Consider the following 20,647-nt stretch of genomic DNA (forward strand, 5'->3'; position numbering starts at 1 on the left):
TATCTAGCCACTGATACAGGCATATAGGTATTTCACAATGAGATTAACGCCAGCTGCGGTGCTTACCTGCTGGGCGATGATGGCGGTACCGGCAGCAGCCAGTGCCAATGACACCATTGATAATGACCCACATCTTTCATCTTTTGCTGTGGCAACGCCAGCAAAGGCCCAGCAACCTGTCAGCTTTCTTGAGGCTTGGCAGGCTGTCGTCAGCCAAAATGATGGCCTTGCTGCCGAGCGAGCCAATATTGAGCGAACCCGAAGCATGCAAGATGCCGCGCGGGATTTGTACTTACCCTCCATCAGCGCAACGGCGAAATACACCCGGCTCGACAAGCCGGTCGAAATTAAGCCTTCTGATCTAATCGAGAGCATGCCTATCGGCGATGTTGTTTCCGGCTTGCCAATTTTCGATCAGCTGTTTACGTCACAGCTGACCAAGCGTGAGGTTTTCACCAGCTCAATCCGTGCGGTATGGCCCATTTTTACCGGCGGCCGGATCACCGCGGCGCAGGATATTGCCAAAGGGCAAACGGAAGAAGCCACCCAGTTACTTGCGATGAAACAGCAGGCAACCTTTGAGGATCTCTCCAAGTTCTATTTCGGGGTGGCTTTGACCCAGCAAGTACTGGATACCCGTATCGAGGTAGAAAATGGTCTCAAGCAGCATTACGAGCGTGCCAAGAAGCTGGAGCAGCAAGGCCAGATAGCCAAAGTTGAACGCCTGCAGGCACAAGCGTCTTATGACAAGGCGCGGGTAGAGCGCCAGAAAGCGCAACGGGATATGGAAATTGCCCAAGTTGCCTTGACCAAATTGATCAAAGCCGAAGCTCCCGCGGTGCCGTCCTCTTCGTTGTTTGTCAACGAGTCGCTGCCTCCTATGTCGTCGTTTTTGAATAAGACGCTGGCTGGCTATCCCGGTCTGCAAATCCTCGATGCCAAGAAAAAGCAGGCCCAAGGCTTGATGGCGGCCGAGAAGGGCAAGTATTACCCAGAAGTCTACCTGTACGGTAATTACAACCTCCACGAGGACGATACGCTGGCAGCGAAAACGGCGCCGGACTGGGCGATTGGCGTTGGGGTCAATATTCCGCTGATTGATAGCTCGGGACGGTCAGGCAAGGTAAAAGCCGCGCACAGCGCGGTCACCCAGGTGAATTACCTCCGTGCGCAGGCGGAGCAGGATCTTACGGTACTGGTCGAGAAAACCTACCGGGAGGCGATGCAGTCACTGGAAGAATATAACGGGTTGGTGTCGAGCTTGGCTCTTGCCAAAGAAAACGTGAGCCTTAGAGAGAAAGCATTCAGCCAAGGCCTGTCGACATCGCTGGATGTTGTTGACGCAGAGCTGTATTTGGCAAGTGTGAAAACCCAGCGTACCGCAGCGGCTTACCAATATGTTATCTCTTTGGCCCGCTTGCTGGCGGTCAGTAGTGAAATCAACAGTTTTAATCAATATCAGCAATATCAGGGGTTAGAGGTTCAGTCATGAGAAACGGCAAATCACGCGCGACGTTGATCGCCACTGTAGTAACAGGTACCGCAGTGGTTGGCTGGCTAGGTTATCAGTTTTGGCTGGCCCATCAGCCGGCCCCTATCCGTATGCAGGGGCAAATCGAAGCCCAGCATTACAATATTTCATCCAAGGTGCCGGGACGTATCGAGCAAGTGCTGGTGCGCAAAGGCGATAAGGTTGCGAAAGGAGATTTGATCTTCACGCTCTCGAGCCCGGAAATTGATGCCAAACTCGAGCAGGCCCGTGCCGGTGAACAGGCGGCCGATGCAATGTCCCAACAGGCAGAGCACGGAGCACGATCCCAGGAAATCGCTGCAGCGCGGGACCAATGGCAAAAAGCCAAAGCGGCGGCCAGTTTGATGGCGAAAACCTACCGTCGAGTTGATAACCTCTTCAACGAGGGGGTGATGGCAGAGCAGAAGCGCGATGAAGCCTATACCCAGTGGCAAGCCGCCCGCTACACCGAGCAAGCGGCCTACCAGATGTACACTATGGCCAAAGAAGGTGCGCGGGTAGAAACAAAACGCGCGGCGGCCGAAAAGGCCAGGATGGCGGCTGGTGCGGTGGCGGAAGTAGAAGCCTACGCGGCAGATACCCAGATCTCTAGCTGGTTCGACGGCGAAGTGAGCCAAGTGTTGCTGCACGAAGGCGAGCTGGCCCCACAAGGGTTCCCGGTGGTGAGCGTTGTGGATATGGATGACGCCTGGGCGGTATTCAATGTTCGTGAAGACAATTTGAAGTACTTCCAGCAAGGCAGTGAGTTTGCGGCAACCGTGCCGGCTCTTGGTGACAAGGCCTATACCTTCAAGGTGACACATGTTGCGGTGATGGGGGATTTTGCCACCTGGCGTACAACGGATGCCGCTCAGGGGTTTGATATGCGCACGTTCGAAGTGGAAGCGCGCCCTGTTGAGCCGGTGGCTGGGCTGCGTGTCGGCATGAGTGTGATTGCAAGCAAATGAACAGACAACTCGCCCGTGAATGGCGGCTGATCCGGGAAGAGCGCTGGCTGCTGTCGCTGACAACATGGCTGCCCCTGGCGCTGTTCGCAGTCATTTGGGGCATATTCTCTGCGGGCATTGCCAGAGATTTGCCTATTGGCGTGGTTGATTTGGACCACAGCCAACTGTCGCGCCAGCTGGTGCGCTACTATGATGCTAACCCGACCTTGGCCGTGTCCAATGCCTATGCCTCCGTTGCGGAAGGCAGCCATGCCTTGAGGGGAGGGGACATTTACGCCCTGGTGGTGATCCCTGCGAACTTGGAGCAGGATACCAAACTGGGTAAATCACCAACGGCAACGGTGTTTTATAACAGCCAGTTCGTGCTTATTGGCAAGTTGGTGAACTCGGCAGTCACCCAGGCACATGGAACCCTCAACGCGCAAATTGACACCTTGAGGAATATGGTCGCGGGTAGCCGAGTGCCCCAGCAGGCATTGGGCCAAGCCGTCCCTGTTCGAAGCCAGATCACGCCGCTGTACAATGCCAACAGCCACTACGGCCAATTCCTGGTTTCGGCAACTATCCCGGCGATTTGGCAAATTGCAATAGTGATCACCACCATTATTGCCTTGTCGGCCGAGCAGCGCAGAAGTGGCCTCAACAGGTGGTTGGAGACCAAACCCCAGCGCCACTTAATCGCCAAACTGATGCCTTATACCTTGTTGTTTTTTATCCAAGGCAGCATTTTTCTCGCCACTATGTATGGTGTGCTGGATTGGCCGATGCATGGTCAGTGGTGGATTTTATCGCTGGCACAGTTGTTGATGATCTTGGCTTGCCAGGGTGTTGCGTGCCTGTTCTACTTGTTTACCCTCGACGCAACCAAAGCAATGAGCTTGGCGGCTGGCTTTACCGCACCGGCCTTTGCTTTTGTCGGTGTCACCTTTCCGGCTACGGACATGCCGAGTTTTGCCCTGGTCTGGCGGGCAATGCTACCCGTTACCCATTATCTCGATGTCCAGTTGCATCAGGTAAACCATGGTGTGGGCATCGCTTGGGCTGTGCCGCAGATACTGAGCTTAACGGCATTTTTGCTTACTTGGCTGCTGGCGGCTTGGCGGGTAGGCCAATTGAGTAAGAGACAAGAGGGGGGCGTATGAGTTGGCGTTCATTGTTTAAGTTTGAGCTCAAGGCCATTTTCTCTAACCCCTCGATTTTATTCACGGTGTTTGGCGGGGTGTTGATTTACTCGTTTCTCTATCCGCTACCCTATATCCACCAGTTGCCGCGGCAGCAGCAAATCGTGGTGGTCAACTTGGATCAGTCTGAATTAGGGCGCAAACTCGAGCGGATGGTCGATGCGACTCCCCAGGTTATGATTACTGCACGGGCGGAGTCAATTGATGCCGCCAAGGCAATGGTCAATCAGGGCAAAGTACAAGGGGTGCTGGTGATCCCGAAAGATTTCCAGCGGGATGTGTTACTTGGCAAAAGCCCGACCCTGGCCTACGGCGGTGATGCCGCTTATTTTCTGGTGTACGGCACTATTGCAGAAGGGCTCGCGACAGTCGCAGGGACCCTTGGTGCAGAGGTGAAAGTTGCCAGAATGGTGATGACTGGCAGTGACATGGCATTGGCCGCCGAGCGTTACACGGCGGTTAAGCTCAATGCCCAGCCAGTATTTAACCCGACGATGGGCTACGTGAATTACGTCGTGCCGGCGGTCTTTGTGTTGATCCTTCACCAAACGTTACTGATCGCTGTAGGGTTACTGGGCGGAGGCCAGAATGAGTACCTGCGCGCAGGGAAAATTGGCTACTGGGTGCATTACCCCGCAAGGCGGGTGGTTTTGGTCAGGGGGATCGTGTTTAGCCTGATCTACCTGCCATTGGTTATGTATTACTTTGGGTTTAGCTTCAGCTATTACCATATCAGCCGGTTGGCATCGATAACGGATCTGGCTTTGCTAACCCTGCCATTTTTGCTTGCGGTGATCTTCCTGGGCATGATTTTGGGGCAATTGATCCCCCGGCGCGAGTTGGCAACGGTGGTCGTATTGCTAAGCTCATTACCGCTAGTGTTTTCGACTGGCTTTATTTGGCCGGTTGAAATGATCCCTGCGCCTATCTCATTGCTGGCCCAACTGGCTCCATCTACCCCGGCGATCAATGCTTTTCTGCGGATAAACCAAATGGGAGCCGATTTTAATCAAGTCTTGCCCTTATGGGGACAGCTTTGGGGGCAGGCTGTGGTCTACGGAGTTATTGCCGCCAGACTGATGCTAAAAGTTAAGCGAGAAAATAAGCTTCCGGTAGCCAGATAAGGTGAAGAGTGATACTGAGCGTCAGTATCACTCTTCTTCTTTGGCCCTTAATATAAGGTTCAATATAACCGTTAAGGTGTTGGTGGTATTTCGATGTTATTCGACTTTCACCAAAATACTTGAGTCTGTGTGAGAAACCGACTGACCATAAATATCTAACAATGTGGTCTGAGAATAGGTCATCTTGTCATCTTCAATTTGAATACTCATGGTAAAGTCGGTCGTAGTTGCATTTTTTGCCATGTAGTCTGATTCTGCGATACCACGTTCTGAGGCAACCAAGGTCATTTGATTACCGGCTGCTCCTTCTGCCGTGACACAGGTATTTCTTGGTACACAAAATGAGTTATAGACTTTCTGGTTGGCTTTATCATAGATAAAGTAACCGCGCTGATCATGGAATTTGGAATCGTCGGCCTTACGGAAGACTTCCTGTTTGTAATATAGCGCAACGAGGTACTGGTCACTGGCATTGGTTGCATCTGCGGCGACTTCAAAGGTGATGGTTTCGTAGAAGGGCGTTACCGCTGGTGAGCCTGCTGCAACATCTAACTCCTTTTGCGCCGGGGCAATATCAACACCACCGGCTTCGGCGGAAATCCAAGTCCCTACCAGTTGGGCGAGCGGGCCAAAGTCCATACCATCAATAATTGTGCTTTCAATATCGTTGGCAATTGCCGGGAGGGAAAGTGCTGCCGATACACCAAGAGCAATAATTGTGTTTTTCATATTGAGCTTCCTTTTTAGGTGAATTAATTTTTATGGCGGTTACTTTATATGAATTAATCTTGGTTGATTATTGATCTGCGATAATTATTGTTTGTGTAAATTTTATTTGTTTTCATATTTTTAATGTTTGTTATTTGGATTAATTGATTGTTACATCGCGAAATAGATTGAATCGTTTATTATCATCTACTGATTGAAATATAGGCGGCAGGGATGGATTTAAAAGTAAATAATAGCTTGCCCTGGGGAAGCCATATGGTTTTTATTAGAAGCCATTTAAAATAAAATGGCTTCTTTATGGTGTCAGAACAACTTAAGTACGGCTAGTTGAGTAGAAAAGGAAAAAATTGAAATATTTTTGCTAGAAAGTACACGGTTTATGCTGTTCGACTCAGAAGAAAAATCAACCTCAACCGTGCAAGTGCCGAACTCTGATTGCAAACTGTCAAGGGTCGTGTCAAAAAGGGTGCTGATCTTCTTGTTGTAATCGCCAGTTAATACCCCTTCACCATTGCGAGAATGGATATTCCGTACTACTGCTGTCATATCGTCAATATTGTATTGGCAAGTTAGGCTTTCTAGGAGGTACTCGTAGGTATGGTCGGCGTTCTTATGGAGTGAGATGGAAATATCATCACCGTTAACAGTCCCAGATACACCAAAAGCTTGAGGTAGGGAGTCTAAGCTGCCTTGGGCGACAATCGTACCATTTCGAGTGTATTGGAATTCATAACTGCTGGCATTGATGGGCAGTGTGAAATGATATTGGGTACCCATATCGATAGAGAAATATTCACTGAGCGTGACAGCTTGGCCATCAGCAAATATCGCAATACTATCGCTTTGATCAACACGCAGCCCTGTCTGATGATCGGCGTAATTGTAAATCTTGGTGGTTGCACTAACCGAGTTGTCGCGGCTGTCAACAATGATGTTGGTATTGAAATTCAACTTGCTCGTGTTATGACCGCTACTTGAAGATATATCTTGGGACGTTGCCGGGAGGGTGACGATACTGCCAGTATTTTCTGAGTTGTTATTATTGTTTGAGCCTTTGCTTTCTCCACTTCCGCCACCGCCACAAGCTGTAATGAGTAATGTCGTTAAGGTAATGGCGATACTTTTTGATAAATAATTCATCTTAATTCCTTCTTCGATGTTTTTGAATTATCAATTTTAACAGCTGGTTGATGGCAGTTAGCTGCTTGTGTCGTATCATGTGTCAGATTTTATGAAGTGCTTCTAAAATGCACGGATTGGGATAATTTATGGTGACTGCCAGCGCATATTATTTTTTATCCGGCTGGTCAGTTTGGGATGGATTTGACCGATTTTGCAAGGGCGGAAACGCAGCAGGCGGTAATTGTGTTGAAGGAAAAGAAAAGGGGAACGTTGTATTTCCCCCTCTATGTTCTGTCCTGCTATAGGAGAGAGTTATTCAGCCGGTGATGGAGCTTGATACGCCTTGGTTCCCCATAGCGGCACGGTAGAAAGACTGTGCTTGAAGCTGCCCTCTGTTTCTTTGGTGGTATATGACACATACAGAAGGGTCTGATTCTCGGCATCATAAATACGCCTTACTTTCATGGTCTTGAAGAAAATGCTTTTGGATTTTTTGAAGACCACTTCACCCGATTTGGACTTGTCTATTTGTGCGATCATCTCTGGGGTAATGTCACCCGTCTGGCGACAAGAAATAGAGCTGTCACTTGGATCGGCAAGGCTCAAATTGGCCTCAATCGATGCAATATGGCAGGTAACACCTGTTACCACGTCATCTTTTAGGTGCCCGATTTTGATATCCTTCATGGTGAACATACCCAGGCTGACGTCACCGACTTCATCATCAGAGCAACCGCTCAGCGCCGTGGTTACGGCAATCAGCCCCGCAAGCAGTAGTTTTGATTTCATTGTTTTTTCTCCATCTTTTTTCACCATGATAGCAGCAACTTGGCGCTCATTTCTAATCCCTATCTTGCTGCCAACGCCTACCTATGCTTCTTCGTTTTCCTTGATATGGCTCAACTGCCATAATTTTTCTGCTTTAGTGCCGATGAGCCAGAAACTCAGTGCCAAAAGCGCGAAAAATACGGTTTTGTGCATCGCATCCCAGAAGTATTCAAAGTAGCGCGTATAGAGATTAATCAGCAAGAAGATGATCCCAAAGCTGCGGGTCAGCTTGTCGGCATGCTTGATGCCGTGATAGAGCAAGCCCAGGCATACTAGGCCGGATAGCAGGGCCCAAGGCAAGAACGAGACCTGAGAAACCTTCGACCACGTTGCAGCATTGGTATGGTTGCCGACCAGTGACACCAGCCAGAGTGCAAACATCAAATAAAACAGTCCGATGAATCGGGTAGGCTCTTGCAAATAGGCAAATTTATGGGGAGGTGTAGTTGAACTACCCTGGTTTGCTGAAATGGTTGCCCCGGCCATTTTTTGACGTCCGAACCACCAGGCCGTAGCCAGTACCAGCAAACCAATCACGACAAGGCGCCATGCCATATTAAGCCCCAAAAAGTAAGCAGAAGGCTCGGCAAAGTAGCTCGTTTGCTCTAATCCCCAAGCGGCGAAGCTGAGGAGGGCAAAAATCCAAACCAACATGCTGGAGAGGCGAAAACCAATCACGCCGTAGATAAGTGTCAGGGCCAATAAAAAGAAAGCAACATGGGTTTCGGTAAACCATGCGGTTTCCCGCAGGAACCCAACGGATACTGCAGTCCACAATACGCCAAAGAAATACATGGCTTCATTGCTGAAGTATTTTTCTGGATAGCGACGACGGCGTTTTACCCCAAAGGTGAACGATCCCGCGGCCAATACCGCACTGATGACCGACAGGACGCTGGCTGGCGTATCTATCAGGGTTGCCAGCAATGCCATCAGATAGTCGTCTGCCAACAGTACACCTATAGAGATAACAAAGCAGGTGATGGCGATCCAGAATGAGTAGACGGCTAGCAGTTTCCAGTCAAAGCCAACGACCACATAGCTGTTGCGCAGTGACTTGGCGGTATCAGCATTGATCCGCTCGTCTTTCTCCCATTGGGTGATTGCCTCATTGAGGGTTTTGGCTTGTCGCTTGTTTATTTTCATAACTAGACGTAACTCGGTCATCTAAAACGACGCGCAGCCAGAGAGGCTGCGCGAGGGGTAGCATTAAAGTGGGTTGGCACTTACTGGCCGTCTTCGTCAGCTACTTTTTCAGGTGTGAAAGTTAGAATATGCTGCTCTGAGGTCAGGGTAAGAGTATCGTTCTCCAAAGCAGCATTATTCCACTCTTGAAGCGATTGCGTCATGATGGCCTCGATTGTAGCCTGATCATCTTGAATGCAGGCCATTTTGGTCGAGCCCATGCCGGTCAGGCGAATTCTATTTGCATCAGCCAGTTCAATTTGGCCAAAGAATCGATTGCATCCGCCGAAACCTGATACCTTGAGATCTGCATCGATGGCCATTCCCGGCACCGTGCGAGGTTCTGTAATGGTGATATCTTTGCCATCGACTTTTGTTAATACCCAGCTTTGTTGAAGGTTCTGGGCCGAAAAACCCGTTTCTAACTTAGCGTCACAACCCGTGAGAAGAAAGAATAGGGGTGCCAAAATCAGTAGCCACTTGTTCATATACATTACCTCAAAGGTTTGCCTTACTTGGGCTTACAATCAACCAAATTGTTGAAAAGTTGTTTTGAATAATAGTAGCACTGCCAACCAGTTACCTAGAACTATCAATAGTGGCCCCGGCCAAAAAAGTTGACTTCGCCTTGCTTGTAGTGGAAGCCACTGTCTTTGTCTACTTCAAACTGCATCAGTGCTCGTTGTGCATCGCAATAGCTGCCGTGCAATGCAAATGCCTCACGACTAGTATCAATTGCTCTCTCTGCTAGCCGCCGAACTTCGGGTGTTGCTTGGCTATCGCTGAACAGTATCTGCTGCTGGCTGAGTAAGGTTTCCATCTTTCTCATACAGATCCGTTCATTGTCGGGCAGCACGTTGCTTGCTGTTGCAAACAGGGGGACGAGAGCAGATATAATACAAAACAATACTCTTACTACAGTCATTTCAGTATGCCAAATTTGGTTCGAGTGAATTATAATACACTGTTCATTAAAAACAAGCTAACAATTAAGTTCATGTTTTTATTGTTCATTTTTCCAATGAATGAATCTTGATGACTTATCGGTGGTGTGGATGTTTAGCGAGGTGGTAGCTTCTCTAAACATTGACGACATAGGCAAGTGCCCGGCGGGAGCCCAGAGGTATCCCGCTTGGCTAGCTCGAAGCACCAGCAGGTGTCTTTGCCGGCACTGATCTCACAGTAAGCCGGTTTGCCGCATTGGCTGCAGGTGTGTGTGGACTGCTGTCCTTGGATCTCATCAATTTTTTGCTGTTGCTCAGAATCACTCATGGCGGGCCACGCGGCTAGTTCAGGCATCGTTCGGTGGCATCCGCTACAGATGCCGTCATTGTTTTTACATTTTGCTACGCAAGGGGTTTTCACGGCTGATATGACTTTAATGTTGGCTAGATGTGCACAACATAACATATACCCAAGTGACTTCAAGTTGCAAAAGGGGACGATTGAACGGGGCTATATCACCCCGTTTGTCAATGGTACCTTCTTTCGCAGGGCTGGATGCGTCAATTTTAGCTAGAGGAAAAGTCGCGCTCTTAATCCTAACACGAGAGTGTTGTCCTCACTGGATGCCGCTGGCTTATTGATGTATTGGATATCTGGTGTAATTTGCAAATGCTTACCTACCTGCATGTTGTAATATAGCTCTGCGGTGAATTGTTCATCGCCGCCAAAAGCAACACCATTTGTTTCTGCCCAGTTCACGGCTAACCCAAGGGTGTTTTCAGGCTTACCAAGCCCAAAGTAGCCAACTCCCATGCTGATAGATTTATCATACATTGCAACATCACCATCGGAAAATCCGCCTCTGATAAATGGCATTATATTATCGGTTGCAAACCAGCTTGCGGAGAAGTTGACCCCTTTCCCGCCTTCACCGGTTGCATTGCTATGCCGTGTATCCTTTCCGAAATCCCAAACTGTGATATGAACATTATCGGTATAGATTCGGTCTTGTGAAACAGCCCACCCTAGTTCGAGCGTCGAAAAGTATGCGCCGTCGTTGAATGCAGTATTGAAGCCATCAAAAATGTCTTCTGACTTGCCATTTGCATCGGCGATGGAGCCAACGATATAAACGTTATCCGTAACCATGTGGCCTGCTGATAATGCCAATACACCTTCGTCTGGAATCCCCATAGCCCCAGAACCGGTAGAGAATGCAAGGTTGTTAAAGCCGTCGACAGGGTTTGCCAAGGCATAAGCATCAACGAAATCAGTAACGTCTTGCCAGCCAAGCTTGACAGAGGTCCTACCGCCGTTAAACCTTTGCCTCCAATGCAGGTTAGAGACCAGAAACCCGACATCCGTATAGATAGATCCAATCGAGCCAACATAACCGATCCCTTCGGGGCCGCCAGTCACATCATCTGCAAAAGCAATATCAGCAACCGGCGTGTCAGTATAGCGGTGGCGATGGCCAACCTTAAAAATAAGCCCGCCATTAGTACTAAATGGATTCCATTCACCGTATAGCTGCACTACGCCAGATGCTCGATTCACATTATTGCCGTTTGCGCCATGAGGCGATATTACGCCAAGCGCAATGTACTCAAGGCCAAAGTTAGCAGAGCTTTCCTCCAGCCTGTTCTCAACTGCGCCAGGCCCACCAAAATCCCCGCCCAAAGACGGGGTGATGGCAAACAGCGACGATGATAACAGGCATATTTTTGTTAAATGGGTGTTCACTTGTGGTGCTCTTGTCATCTAATTAAAATTCGCAAGATTTTACAACTCTCTAAATTCTCGGAATTATCATTTCGTGACAGTTGGGCACTATAGTATTAATGCTCAAAGCTAACTCATCGGTTATCCATGAACATATGTTCACTACCTCATGTCGATCGGTGACGCCAAATCGTCATTTCCGACAGGCTATGCTGGAACTTGCGTTTGGTTTCCCGGATCACGAAGGGTATTTCCTTCACGGCGACAAGCTCGAAGTGGGGAATGAGGGTTTCGGTTAGCCCGTCAAGGGTGGTGAAGTTCTCGCCGTTAACTTTGATGCCGCCGAGCCAATTGGCCTTGTCGGTATACTCTTCGAGCCAGGTGTATGGCGAGGCGATGACGAGATAGCCGCCAGGGTTTAGCCGCTGGTGGATGGCACTGAGAAACTGTTTGGGATTACTCAGACGGTCAATGAGGTTCGATGCGTAGATTAAGTCGTACTGGCCGAACTGCGGCTTGAGGTTGCAGGCATCTCCTTGGACAAAATTGATTTTGTTGGCGATATCCTGGTAACCAAGCTCGGCCAGAGTCACACATTTGAACTCGACCAAATCACCTTCTGTTCTGATGGTGTAGCGCTTTTCCCCTTGCTCGGTGAGCGAGTAGGCTTGCTGAATAAAGCGTGCTGAAAAATCAATACCGTCGACGTGGTCAAAAGTCTTGGCAAGCTCGAAGGATGCTCGTCCGACCGAGCAACCAATGTCTAGTGCGCGATGGTGCCGGGTGAGTTGAATCTCCCGTAAGCAGGCTTGCACGCCATGAATGCAGAAGTTTGGTACTGCAAAGTACTCAGGGCCATAGTGAAATTCCAAGTATTGTGAAATCAGCTCGTCGGTTTCATAGATATTCAAGCTGGCCATTGTCTCAGGAGCCTGGTGGGATTCGACATACCGGAATCCAGCATGTTGGTAGAAATGGCGACGGAATGCATACCTTGAGGCTTTGATGGATTCATTGCCGGTAGAGATCCAGGAGCCGCCCTTGATCAGGTTATGCTTGCCATCAAACGTGGGGGTAGAAAAATCATCATAAAGCGGATGCACTTGGAACCCCTGGAAGCCGTCGATGCTGGTTTCAGTCCATTGCCATACGTTACCTATGATGTCGCAAAACCCTTCATGTTCGAACCGGTCGACAGGGCAGGAAGAGGCGTAATAGCCCAGCTCGATATTGCCCGGGGCCTCATCCCAATGCGGTGAATCTGCGTCGATGTTCTGCCGCAGTAGATACCACTCAGCCTCTGTTAACAGCCGGATAGGGCACTGGCTTTGCTCCGCTTTCCAGTTACAAAATGCCTTGGCTTCTAGTTGGTTGACCTCGACAGGCCAGTTTAGGGGCAAAGGTATTTCTTCCGTGAGGTTGCGCTGTAACCATTGACCATCTTTTTTACGCCAGAAGCGTGGCATGGTTGCTTGGGTAAAGGCAAGCCATGCCTTGCCTTCATCATTCCAATAGCGCGGGTGGCGGTAGCCATCGGCTTTTACAAAGGCGAGAAACTCTTGGTTGGATACCAGATATTTCGAGGCCTTAAAGTCAGATACCTGGTAGGTTTGGCTGCCGTATTCGTTATCCCAGCCGTAGGTGTTTTCCTCATCGGTTTTGCCAAGGGAGATATGGCCGCCGGCCACACTCAGCAAGCGATTGTCGGGGGCGGCATTGGTATCGGTACAAGCTGGCCAGAAAGGGGAAGGCGTGACATCGGCAAGGGGCAACTGGCGAATGATCACCGACGAGGTTTCAAGGTGGATGCGTTCGTGTTCGATTCCCATCAGGATGATCCAGGCTGGATCCCCCTCGCTGATCGGCAGTGATAACGGAAGCTCATCTATGACGGTATTGACTAGGCTTTTCACATCATCCCGGTATTTTTTGACATCGGCTACGCTAGGCCACTGATAGTGGGTCTCGTCCAGATCGTCCCATGACATTTCGTCCACACCGATGGCAAACATGGATTCAAAATGCGGATTGACTCTTTGCTCTATGAATTTTCCCAGCTTGAGCTTGTTGATGTAGAAGGTGGCCGTATGGCCAAAATAGAAGATCAACGGATGGCGGAGGGGCTCAGCTTTGACAAAATAAGCCTGGTCATTGTTAATCACACTAAAAAGAGATTCATAGAGGTCCCAGGTGTGATTAAAGGCCAGTTTTAGCTCTTGGCGCTTTTGTTCGATGCCATGGCCAGTCAGAGGAACGGTACGAGTCGCATACATTGGAACCTTATCCATTGAATCGCTTTCCTTTTAGTTTGTTTCGACAACTTGAATTTTAAAGATAGACAATGAAATCCGCGGCCATCAAATTAAAATGTGGCTATATAAACAGTTGTCACAAGGAGAAATATTGGTTTTATTTTGCCGACATAAAAGTGCAAATATTTTTGCCATAATTACTGGGTGATAACTTTAGCTGGTGAAGTGGAACAATGAATGAGACAAATTTCATTTAATAAATGGCTGGTGCCAACGTGGACGCTTGTTGCGGTGGGGCTATTGTTTAATATTGTCTCGGCGCTGCTGACCAATTTCTATATCGATGATATAAACCGTCAGACAAATGAGATTGCCCAGCTCCAACAAAACAATGAAAAGCTGATCCAGTTGACTTGGCAGCAGGTAGAAACCGTTGAGCGCAAGCGAGAGCACCTACTGGAGGTTTTGAATGCTGCTGTAATTATGGGTACCTCTGTCCCCGATGAGATATCGGCACACCTTGCAAATGATATTGCCTATTGGTTACCGGACACCCCCATAGTCCTTGATATTCAGGGGGTACCCGCTCTGATGGCGGCGCTAGATGCTGTTCAGGCGGAACAGAGAGAGAAAATCAATGAGTTGTACCTGTCTAATCAAGCACTGATTGGTGAAAACGCGAAAAAGATCAAGGCGGTTTCCCGACTGAGAAATTTGGCGCTGTTTCTCCAGGTGCTAGGCTTAGCGCTGGTCTTGGCTCGGGATCTAAATTGGAGCAATCATCGTTAACGGTAGCGCTATAGCCTGAATTTTGCGCTGTCGATCACAAAAGTAAAAGCCCTCTTAAGAGGGCTTTTGCACAACAGGTTGCCATCGGCTATTTGTTAGTAGAGTGGAATGCGAATCGAGAAGATTGTTTACCACCCTCTGTAGTTGCTTTGTATTTGATGGAGCGAGAGTTTTCTAGAGTCAATGGAATGAAAACTCGGCCATTTTCATCAGTTTTGTAGCTTTGGCGTTGTTGAGGTACGTTGGCAACAGAAACGGTCGCATTGGCTGCGGGCTGACCATTTTCAGTTACTGTAACCCATGCACCGTTGTGGGTATCTGCCACACGGATATCAGCAAAGGCTGAAGAAGACATTACAATCACAGCGGTTGCAGTTAGTACTTTCAAGCTAGACATAATCTTCACCTCGTTATCTATGGCTTTGGCCATATTGTTGTTTGTGTACTTGTAATCACTCTAAGTTCACGTTCAACCTATAAGACCCGCCTTCAAATCGTATCTTTCATCAGATTTATTGTTTTTTTTATTACTACTTTAAATTCATTGCGTTAACAGTTAACCTTTTTTTTCCTTGAGCATTAAATGTAGCTTGTTGCAAAAGTAAATTTGTTTCTCTTATGCGAACAAGCCTATTAACCTCATTTTCAGTATAGCTAGTGGATTCCATAAAAAGGCACAAATTTTGTGGTGACTTAAGCTATTTCAATGATATTAAAAGAAAAAATAAATAAATTTTACACATTTGTAGGCTGGCGCCATGCCAGGCTTGTTTTGTATACTGTCTGGGAAGTGAATTGGATCAGCCAAATAATTTAAATATAAAATAAACTCAAATTCGCTGAATTTTATAAAGAAAACACTTACTGTGTTTATCCCACGAAAGAACAGAAACTCTGCTGGCATGTACCTCTAGTCACCTGAAAAAAAACATTGTCTTACATTGGTTTATGTGTTGTCTTAGAAGCTGGTGTTCAGCGCAAAAGGAGTATGCCTATGCCAATATCTATTAGGCATGTTGAGAAGGAAGATATCCCTGCCATTCGTGATTTATTCGCAGGGCGCAATGCTTACAGCGGTACATTGCAGTTGCCTCATCCATCTCTTGAGTTATGGGAGCGGCGCCTAGAGAACCTACCTTCAAATGTGTATAGCCTGCTTGCTGAAATGGATAGCAGGGTTGTCGGGCAAGCGGGGATGGTGGTTGAACAAAACCCTCGCAGGCGCCACGTTGCAAGCTTTGGTATGGCGGTACATGACGATCACCAGGGCAAAGGGGTTGGTAGTGCACTGCTATCGGAGCTGATTGAATTGGCTGAGAACTGGATAGGGATCACCCGTATCGAGCTTACGGTGTATACAGACAATGCTCGCGCAATCGCGCTCTATGAGAAGCTTGGTTTTGTCATCGAAGGGACAGCGAGAAACTATGCCTTGCGTAATGGTGAATATGTTGATGTTTACCATATGGCAAGGCTGCGCGAGTGACAGGTCGCTGGGGTGCCAGCAATTAGCTAACAGGGAGTGCTTGGGGAGATTGAATTTCGTAGTACTCCATATTTTCGGTGATCATGTTTACCCTGACGGCATCGTTTTTGGTCATGACATGCTTCATGCCGATTTTTTGCATGACTTTTCCTGGATTGGTTTCGCGGCTGAAATGCTGACCATAGATAGTCTCAAGTTTTAATCGTTTGAAGCCAAATTCGACAATGCGTTCTGCCGCTTCGGTACAGAAGCCCTGCCCCCAGTAGGGGACACCAATCCAATAGCCAAGCTGAGCTTTATCATTTTGAATGTTGTGAAGGCCGATACAGCCAATTAATTGTTGGGACGACTTTAGGGTAATGGCATAGATGGCGGACTGACCTTGATGCCAGCCTGCGAGGTGCTTTCCTATCCATTGGCCGGCGACACCATCGGTGTATGGGTGGGGAATGTTAAGCGTACCGTTGGCTATCTGCGCTTCGCCTGCGAGTGCTTGTACCCGCTTGGCATCAGACAACTGTAGTGGGCGTAAGAGCAACCGCTTGGTCGTTAATAATGGTTGATGTGGCATAGTAATCCTCTTTGGTGGCTACTGAATGCTATTAGTAAAGCCCTTATAGGCCTTTGTGAATAGCGACTGGATCAAATTAGAGGATAAATATGAAACAATTAGAGCATTAGTGTGATAATTCAGTGATTTGGAAGGATAATGTTATGGCTGCCAGTGCTCTTCACTGTAAGACGCTAAATTATCTAAGGCTTTTTTTAACTGTTTTTCAAACAGGTATTTCATAATCCAACCCGTTCCTCTCACTTTTGGGGTGAACTTGACTCGGTAGTGGATCATGCTGTCATGGGCATTCAGAGAGTTGAACTTGATCCAGCCTCCATGTTCATCCACTGGGGCGCCTTGGATGATTTTGTAATGAAGGTGCTCATTTTCTTTGTAATCAATAACTTGCTCTTGAACGGTAAATAAGCCGTTTGATACTTCTCTGATTGCACCGATGCCGTTGCATTCCGGCTTGCCCTTTTTTATTAGGCTGTATTGACCATCAAAGAAGCGGCCCAGTTTGTCGTGGTCAGTAAGTAGCTGAAATAGAACTTTCTTTGGTACTTTTGCGGTTTTTTCTAAGGTTATAGTGTGCATGCCCATGGTAACCTCCCCGCGCGGACTATTATGCCATTCTATTGGTTGTTATGGTTTTGTCAATATTATGTTTTTGTTGTGTTGGTGGTGTGGTTTTGCTATTGACTAGTGCATGAATTTCTTTATTTTGAAACCATACGCTTGGGGGATATCTATTGACAGAATTATATTTTAGCTAGTTAAATCAATATCCTATAATCGTTTATTTTGAACGCTATGTAAGTATTGTCGAAAATAGATGACGTCTATCACAAAAAAAATGCCAAAGAGTATTGCAAAAGCCTTGGTAGCCTCTTATATTGGAATCTGTTGATTGCAATACAGAGGTAGAAATTCCATACAGGGCTCCTTAAACCGTTAATTAAGGTCAAGTCAATCTCCTCTAGCTATATCACAGTTCTTTAATTCCTCGGTTATTCCAATGTTGGCATAAGATGTGCTTTTACATTCATGTGTATCTTATCCGTTGGATTGCGATGAGGTTTGACGTTTTACTTTTACTGAATTGTCATAAGGATGTCACAGGCTGTAGTTTAAAGTAAAACGGTTAGGATGAGTAAGAACGGTATTATTAAAGAGAAATATCAACCTTACTCGTTTAGGAAAATGAGAGGTGTATTATGTCAAACAGAAACCGTCGACAGTGGTTCTACCATCAGTCACAAACAAATAACCTGAAATCAAAATCTAAGTAATTTCATTGTTGCGCAAACGCGCTAATGCTATGATTTAAAATCAGTTATTTCGAAGAAAAGCCAGAAGCACCAGTGATCCAGTGTTTCTGGCATATATTTTCTATAGGCTCCAACCTTATTCCCGCTATATTTTATTATTTACCGCCTCACGCAAACGTTTCCCTTGTTGCTCATATGCTACGTTTTCTCGAAGTTATTTTCTTACGCTTACTAAAACAAGTTTATTTTATTTTTGAGGCAGCATTGTACTGATTAACACATCTGAATTTATCTTTGCTTATTGCCGGTGCAAATCCCTGTCCAAATAGATGACCTGATTTGATGCGTATATGCACCATAGCGGTTCGTTTTGTACGTAATAATTCCAGTCGATGGTTAAGCGTCATTCTGGTATCTAATCTGATAGTTATTTCTGTCATTAATAGTGCGATTAGTGGTGAATCTGTCCATACGCCACCCCTTTAGGGTTAGGTGGCACACCTGTTGCAATAGTGAGACTGCACAATAAAACAGAAGCTTATCTCTAATGGTAGACAGGATGTCCAATATGAAAAAAGTTATAAATAGTGTTTCTATATCTTTGCTTGTTTCTGCTCTCATGGTATCGGGTAGTGCGATGGCGACACCGGATTCAGCCGGAGCGACATTGAAAAAGGTAAAAGAAGCCGGAGTGTTAAAGTGCGGGGTGAGTACAGGGTTACCGGGATTTTCCAGTACCGATGCCAAGGGAAACTGGGAAGGAATCGATGTTGAGTTCTGCCGAGCTGTCGCCGCTGCCGTATTGCAAGATGCCAGCAAGGTACAGTTTGTCCCCTTGACAGCCAAGGAGCGTTTCACCGCCCTACAGTCTGGCGAAATTGATATTCTCTCTCGCAATACGACATGGACCATGCAGCGTGACAGTGCACTGGGTATTAACTTTGTTGGGGTTAACTACTATGACGGCCAAGGGTTCATGGTGAGCAAAGAATTGGGGATCGCCTCGGCCAAAGAGCTAGATGGCGCTTCTGTGTGTATCCAGTCGGGTACGACAACTGAGCTGAACTTGGCTGATTACTTCCGGATGCATGGAATGGCGTTCAAACCGGTTGTTTTCGATACTTCGGACCAAACAGTAAAAGGCTTTGAAGCCGGCCGCTGTGACGTATTGACTTCTGATCAGTCTCAACTCTATGCACTACGCATCAAATTGGCCGATCCCTCATCGGCGGTTGTGCTGCCTGAAGTGATTTCCAAAGAGCCGCTGGGGCCTGTGGTTGCCCAGGGGGATGATCAATGGTTCAACATCGCCAAGTGGACATTGAATGTGATGGTCAATGCCGAGGAGTACGGGATCGATCAGACCAATGTCGACAGCATGAAAAAGTCTACTGATCCTAATGTGCTGCGCTTGCTGGGGGTTGACGGTCCTAAAGGGCAGGGACTGGGACTTGCAGATGATTGGTCGTATCAGGTGTTGAAGCAAGTGGGCAACTACGGCGACAGCTTTGAACGAACTGTCGGTACGGGCTCACCGCTCAAGATTGCGCGGGGCTTGAATGCGTTGTGGAATGACGGCGGGATTATGTATGCCCCTCCTGTGCGCTAATGGCTAGGTTGGCTGGAATGGGGGCCAGCTGAGGCTGGGAAGCTGGCCCCTTTTTTTGATATTGCACAGGGAATTAACGTATTGGTAAAGGTGCATAGATGTCTACAAGTAACTTAGAGTTGGATTCGCGACTTGATCTTGCCCAAAAGCCGGCAGGCAGCAAGGTAGCCGCATCAGAATTATCGACTGATATAACCCATAACTTCCTCCCCAAAACGGTAAAGCGGGTGCTGTACAACCCGTCTGCGAGAGCCGTGTTTTTTCAGGTGCTGTTGTTAGTCAGCGTCGGTCTGTTGGTCTACGTTGCCATCAACAATGCCCTGGCTAACCTGTCGCAGCGGGGGGTTTCAACAGGGTTTGATTTTTTAGGCCAAACGGCAGGTTTTGGGATCGGAATGTCGTTAATCCCCTACGATGAGACCCATACTTATGGCGCAACATTTGTTGTCGGCTTGCTCAATACTGCCTTGGTGGCCGGGCTTGGTATTGCCCTGGCTACTGCTCTGGGCTTTGTAATCGGTGTCGCGCGGCTATCCAAGAACTGGCTGCTTAGCCGAATTGCTGCGGTTTATATTGAGGTGTTCCGGAACATTCCTCTGCTGCTGCAGATCCTCTTTTGGTATACGGTCGTACTACAGGCACTCCCTTCCCCCCGTGATAGCTTGTCGTTAGCCGATGCCATATTTCTTAATGTCCGTGGGCTGTTCTTGCCTGCCCTTGAATTTTACCCCGGTGCGGGCTGGGTTCTTGGAGCCGGACTGCTAGGTTTGTTCATTGCTGTTGCTATCCACAGGCTCAGCCATCGTCGGCAACAGCATACAGGACATTGTTTACCGGCATGGCGCTTGAGCGCGTTGGTGATGGTGATATTGCCCGCAGCAGCTTTCTATTTGGCCGGGCAACCGGTCGGGGTCGAGTATCCGGCCTTAAAGGGGTTCAACTTTCGTGGCGGTATTGATGTTATGCCGGAGCTATTTGCTCTGTTGATCGCTTTAGCTATATATACCGCTGCCTTCATAGCCGAGATAGTTCGTTCAGGGATCGCGGCTGTCAGTAAGGGGCAAACGGAAGCCGCGAATGCCTTAGGCTTGCCGTCAGGAACGGTGCTCAAGCTTGTCGTGATCCCGCAGGCAATGCGAGTCATCATTCCCCCCTTGACCAGTCAGTATTTGAACTTGGTGAAAAACTCTTCGCTGGCAATGGCCATCGGGTACCCGGATTTGGTGTCGGTATTTGCAGGTACCACATTAAATCAAACCGGGCAGGCGATTGAGATCATCGCTATGACCATGGCGGTTTACTTGGCGTTTAGTTTGTTGACCTCGCTGTTGATGAATATCTATAACCGAAAAATGGCATTGGTGGAGAGATAG

General features: G+C 47.9%; 20 protein-coding genes. 8 read left to right on the forward strand and 12 right to left on the reverse strand.

All coding sequences use genetic code 11. From position 1 onward, the window contains the following. Positions 1-37 precede the first annotated feature (37 nt). From PTW35_RS19120 to PTW35_RS19135, 4 genes are read left to right on the forward strand one after another with little or no spacing between them, the layout of a single operon-like run. Positions 38-1,492, forward strand: a complete 1,455-nt coding sequence (locus PTW35_RS19120) for a TolC family protein (RefSeq protein WP_281028535.1) — start codon at positions 38-40, stop codon at positions 1,490-1,492. Further along, positions 1,489-2,478, forward strand: a complete 990-nt coding sequence (locus tag PTW35_RS19125; RefSeq protein WP_281028536.1) for an efflux RND transporter periplasmic adaptor subunit — start codon at positions 1,489-1,491, stop codon at positions 2,476-2,478. The genes PTW35_RS19120 and PTW35_RS19125 overlap by 4 nt, the downstream gene beginning before the upstream one ends. Continuing rightward, positions 2,475-3,620 carry an ABC transporter permease gene (locus tag PTW35_RS19130; protein ID WP_281028537.1) on the forward strand — a complete coding sequence of 382 codons (1,146 nt, stop codon included), beginning with the start codon at positions 2,475-2,477 and terminating at the stop codon, positions 3,618-3,620. The genes PTW35_RS19125 and PTW35_RS19130 overlap by 4 nt, the downstream gene beginning before the upstream one ends. Next, entirely contained in the window at positions 3,617-4,783 is a 1,167-nt protein-coding gene (locus tag PTW35_RS19135; protein ID WP_281028538.1) for an ABC transporter permease, read from the forward strand. Before PTW35_RS19130 ends, PTW35_RS19135 begins: the two co-directional genes overlap by 4 nt. A gap of 96 nt (positions 4,784-4,879) precedes the next feature. Here PTW35_RS19135 and PTW35_RS19140 read toward each other — a convergent pair whose 3' ends face one another. The 9 genes from PTW35_RS19140 to ovoA all read right to left on the reverse strand — a co-directional run bounded on the left by PTW35_RS19140 (position 4,880) and on the right by ovoA (position 13,587). Beyond that, positions 4,880-5,512, reverse strand: a complete 633-nt coding sequence (locus PTW35_RS19140) for a heme-binding beta-barrel domain-containing protein (protein WP_281028539.1) — start codon at positions 5,510-5,512, stop codon at positions 4,880-4,882. 303 nt (positions 5,513-5,815) lie between these two features. Continuing rightward, positions 5,816-6,652: a hypothetical protein gene (locus PTW35_RS19145; RefSeq protein WP_281028540.1), complete on the reverse strand. Its 837-nt coding sequence runs from the start codon at positions 6,650-6,652 to the stop codon at positions 5,816-5,818. A gap of 294 nt (positions 6,653-6,946) precedes the next feature. Beyond that, on the reverse strand, positions 6,947-7,423 hold the full coding sequence (locus PTW35_RS19150; protein ID WP_281028541.1) for a CreA family protein: 477 nt from the start codon (positions 7,421-7,423) through the stop codon (positions 6,947-6,949). Positions 7,424-7,504: 81 nt separating this feature from the next. After that, the gene (locus PTW35_RS19155; protein ID WP_281028542.1) at positions 7,505-8,608 is read right to left on the reverse strand and encodes a hypothetical protein; all 1,104 of its coding nucleotides are present in this window, start codon (positions 8,606-8,608) and stop codon (positions 7,505-7,507) included. A gap of 80 nt (positions 8,609-8,688) precedes the next feature. Next, positions 8,689-9,135 (reverse strand): META domain-containing protein, encoded by a 447-nt coding sequence (locus PTW35_RS19160; RefSeq protein WP_039461816.1) that lies wholly within the window; start codon positions 9,133-9,135, stop codon positions 8,689-8,691. A gap of 104 nt (positions 9,136-9,239) precedes the next feature. Then, positions 9,240-9,476, reverse strand: coding sequence for a hypothetical protein (locus PTW35_RS19165; protein ID WP_281028543.1), 237 nt, complete (start codon positions 9,474-9,476; stop codon positions 9,240-9,242). Positions 9,477-9,706: 230 nt separating this feature from the next. Further along, on the reverse strand, positions 9,707-10,012 hold the full coding sequence (locus tag PTW35_RS19170; RefSeq protein WP_044621968.1) for a DUF1289 domain-containing protein: 306 nt from the start codon (positions 10,010-10,012) through the stop codon (positions 9,707-9,709). Positions 10,013-10,162: 150 nt separating this feature from the next. After that, entirely contained in the window at positions 10,163-11,293 is a 1,131-nt protein-coding gene (locus PTW35_RS19175; protein WP_281029104.1) for a carbohydrate porin, read from the reverse strand. A gap of 188 nt (positions 11,294-11,481) precedes the next feature. Next, a complete protein-coding gene (gene ovoA, locus PTW35_RS19180; RefSeq protein WP_281029105.1) occupies positions 11,482-13,587 on the reverse strand; it encodes a 5-histidylcysteine sulfoxide synthase in 2,106 nt (701 codons plus the stop codon). Positions 13,588-13,803: 216 nt separating this feature from the next. Here ovoA and PTW35_RS19185 point away from each other — a divergent pair, with 216 nt between their 5' ends. Beyond that, positions 13,804-14,355, forward strand: coding sequence for a hypothetical protein (locus PTW35_RS19185; protein WP_281028544.1), 552 nt, complete (start codon positions 13,804-13,806; stop codon positions 14,353-14,355). Between the two features lie 88 nt (positions 14,356-14,443). Here PTW35_RS19185 and PTW35_RS19190 read toward each other — a convergent pair whose 3' ends face one another. Further along, on the reverse strand, positions 14,444-14,752 hold the full coding sequence (locus PTW35_RS19190; RefSeq protein WP_039461980.1) for a hypothetical protein: 309 nt from the start codon (positions 14,750-14,752) through the stop codon (positions 14,444-14,446). A gap of 597 nt (positions 14,753-15,349) precedes the next feature. Here PTW35_RS19190 and PTW35_RS19195 point away from each other — a divergent pair. Next, complete coding sequence (locus PTW35_RS19195) at positions 15,350-15,841, forward strand: GNAT family N-acetyltransferase (protein WP_281028545.1); 492 nt, start codon at positions 15,350-15,352, stop codon at positions 15,839-15,841. A gap of 22 nt (positions 15,842-15,863) precedes the next feature. On the opposite strand, the gene PTW35_RS19200 is transcribed toward PTW35_RS19195, so the two are convergent. Together PTW35_RS19200 and PTW35_RS19205 are read right to left on the reverse strand one after the other, a co-directional pair. Further along, a complete protein-coding gene (locus tag PTW35_RS19200; RefSeq protein WP_281028546.1) occupies positions 15,864-16,412 on the reverse strand; it encodes a GNAT family N-acetyltransferase in 549 nt (182 codons plus the stop codon). Between the two features lie 141 nt (positions 16,413-16,553). Beyond that, positions 16,554-16,997, reverse strand: coding sequence for an SRPBCC family protein (locus tag PTW35_RS19205; RefSeq protein ID WP_281028547.1), 444 nt, complete (start codon positions 16,995-16,997; stop codon positions 16,554-16,556). Between the two features lie 1,227 nt (positions 16,998-18,224). On the opposite strand from PTW35_RS19205, the gene PTW35_RS19210 reads away from it, so the two are divergent. After that, positions 18,225-19,274, forward strand: coding sequence for an amino acid ABC transporter substrate-binding protein (locus PTW35_RS19210; RefSeq protein WP_281028548.1), 1,050 nt, complete (start codon positions 18,225-18,227; stop codon positions 19,272-19,274). Between the two features lie 98 nt (positions 19,275-19,372). Further along, on the forward strand, positions 19,373-20,647 hold the full coding sequence (locus tag PTW35_RS19215) for an amino acid ABC transporter permease (protein ID WP_281028549.1): 1,275 nt from the start codon (positions 19,373-19,375) through the stop codon (positions 20,645-20,647).

Source organism: Photobacterium sp. DA100, from assembly GCF_029223585.1.
Taxonomy (GTDB): Bacteria; Pseudomonadota; Gammaproteobacteria; order Enterobacterales; family Vibrionaceae; genus Photobacterium.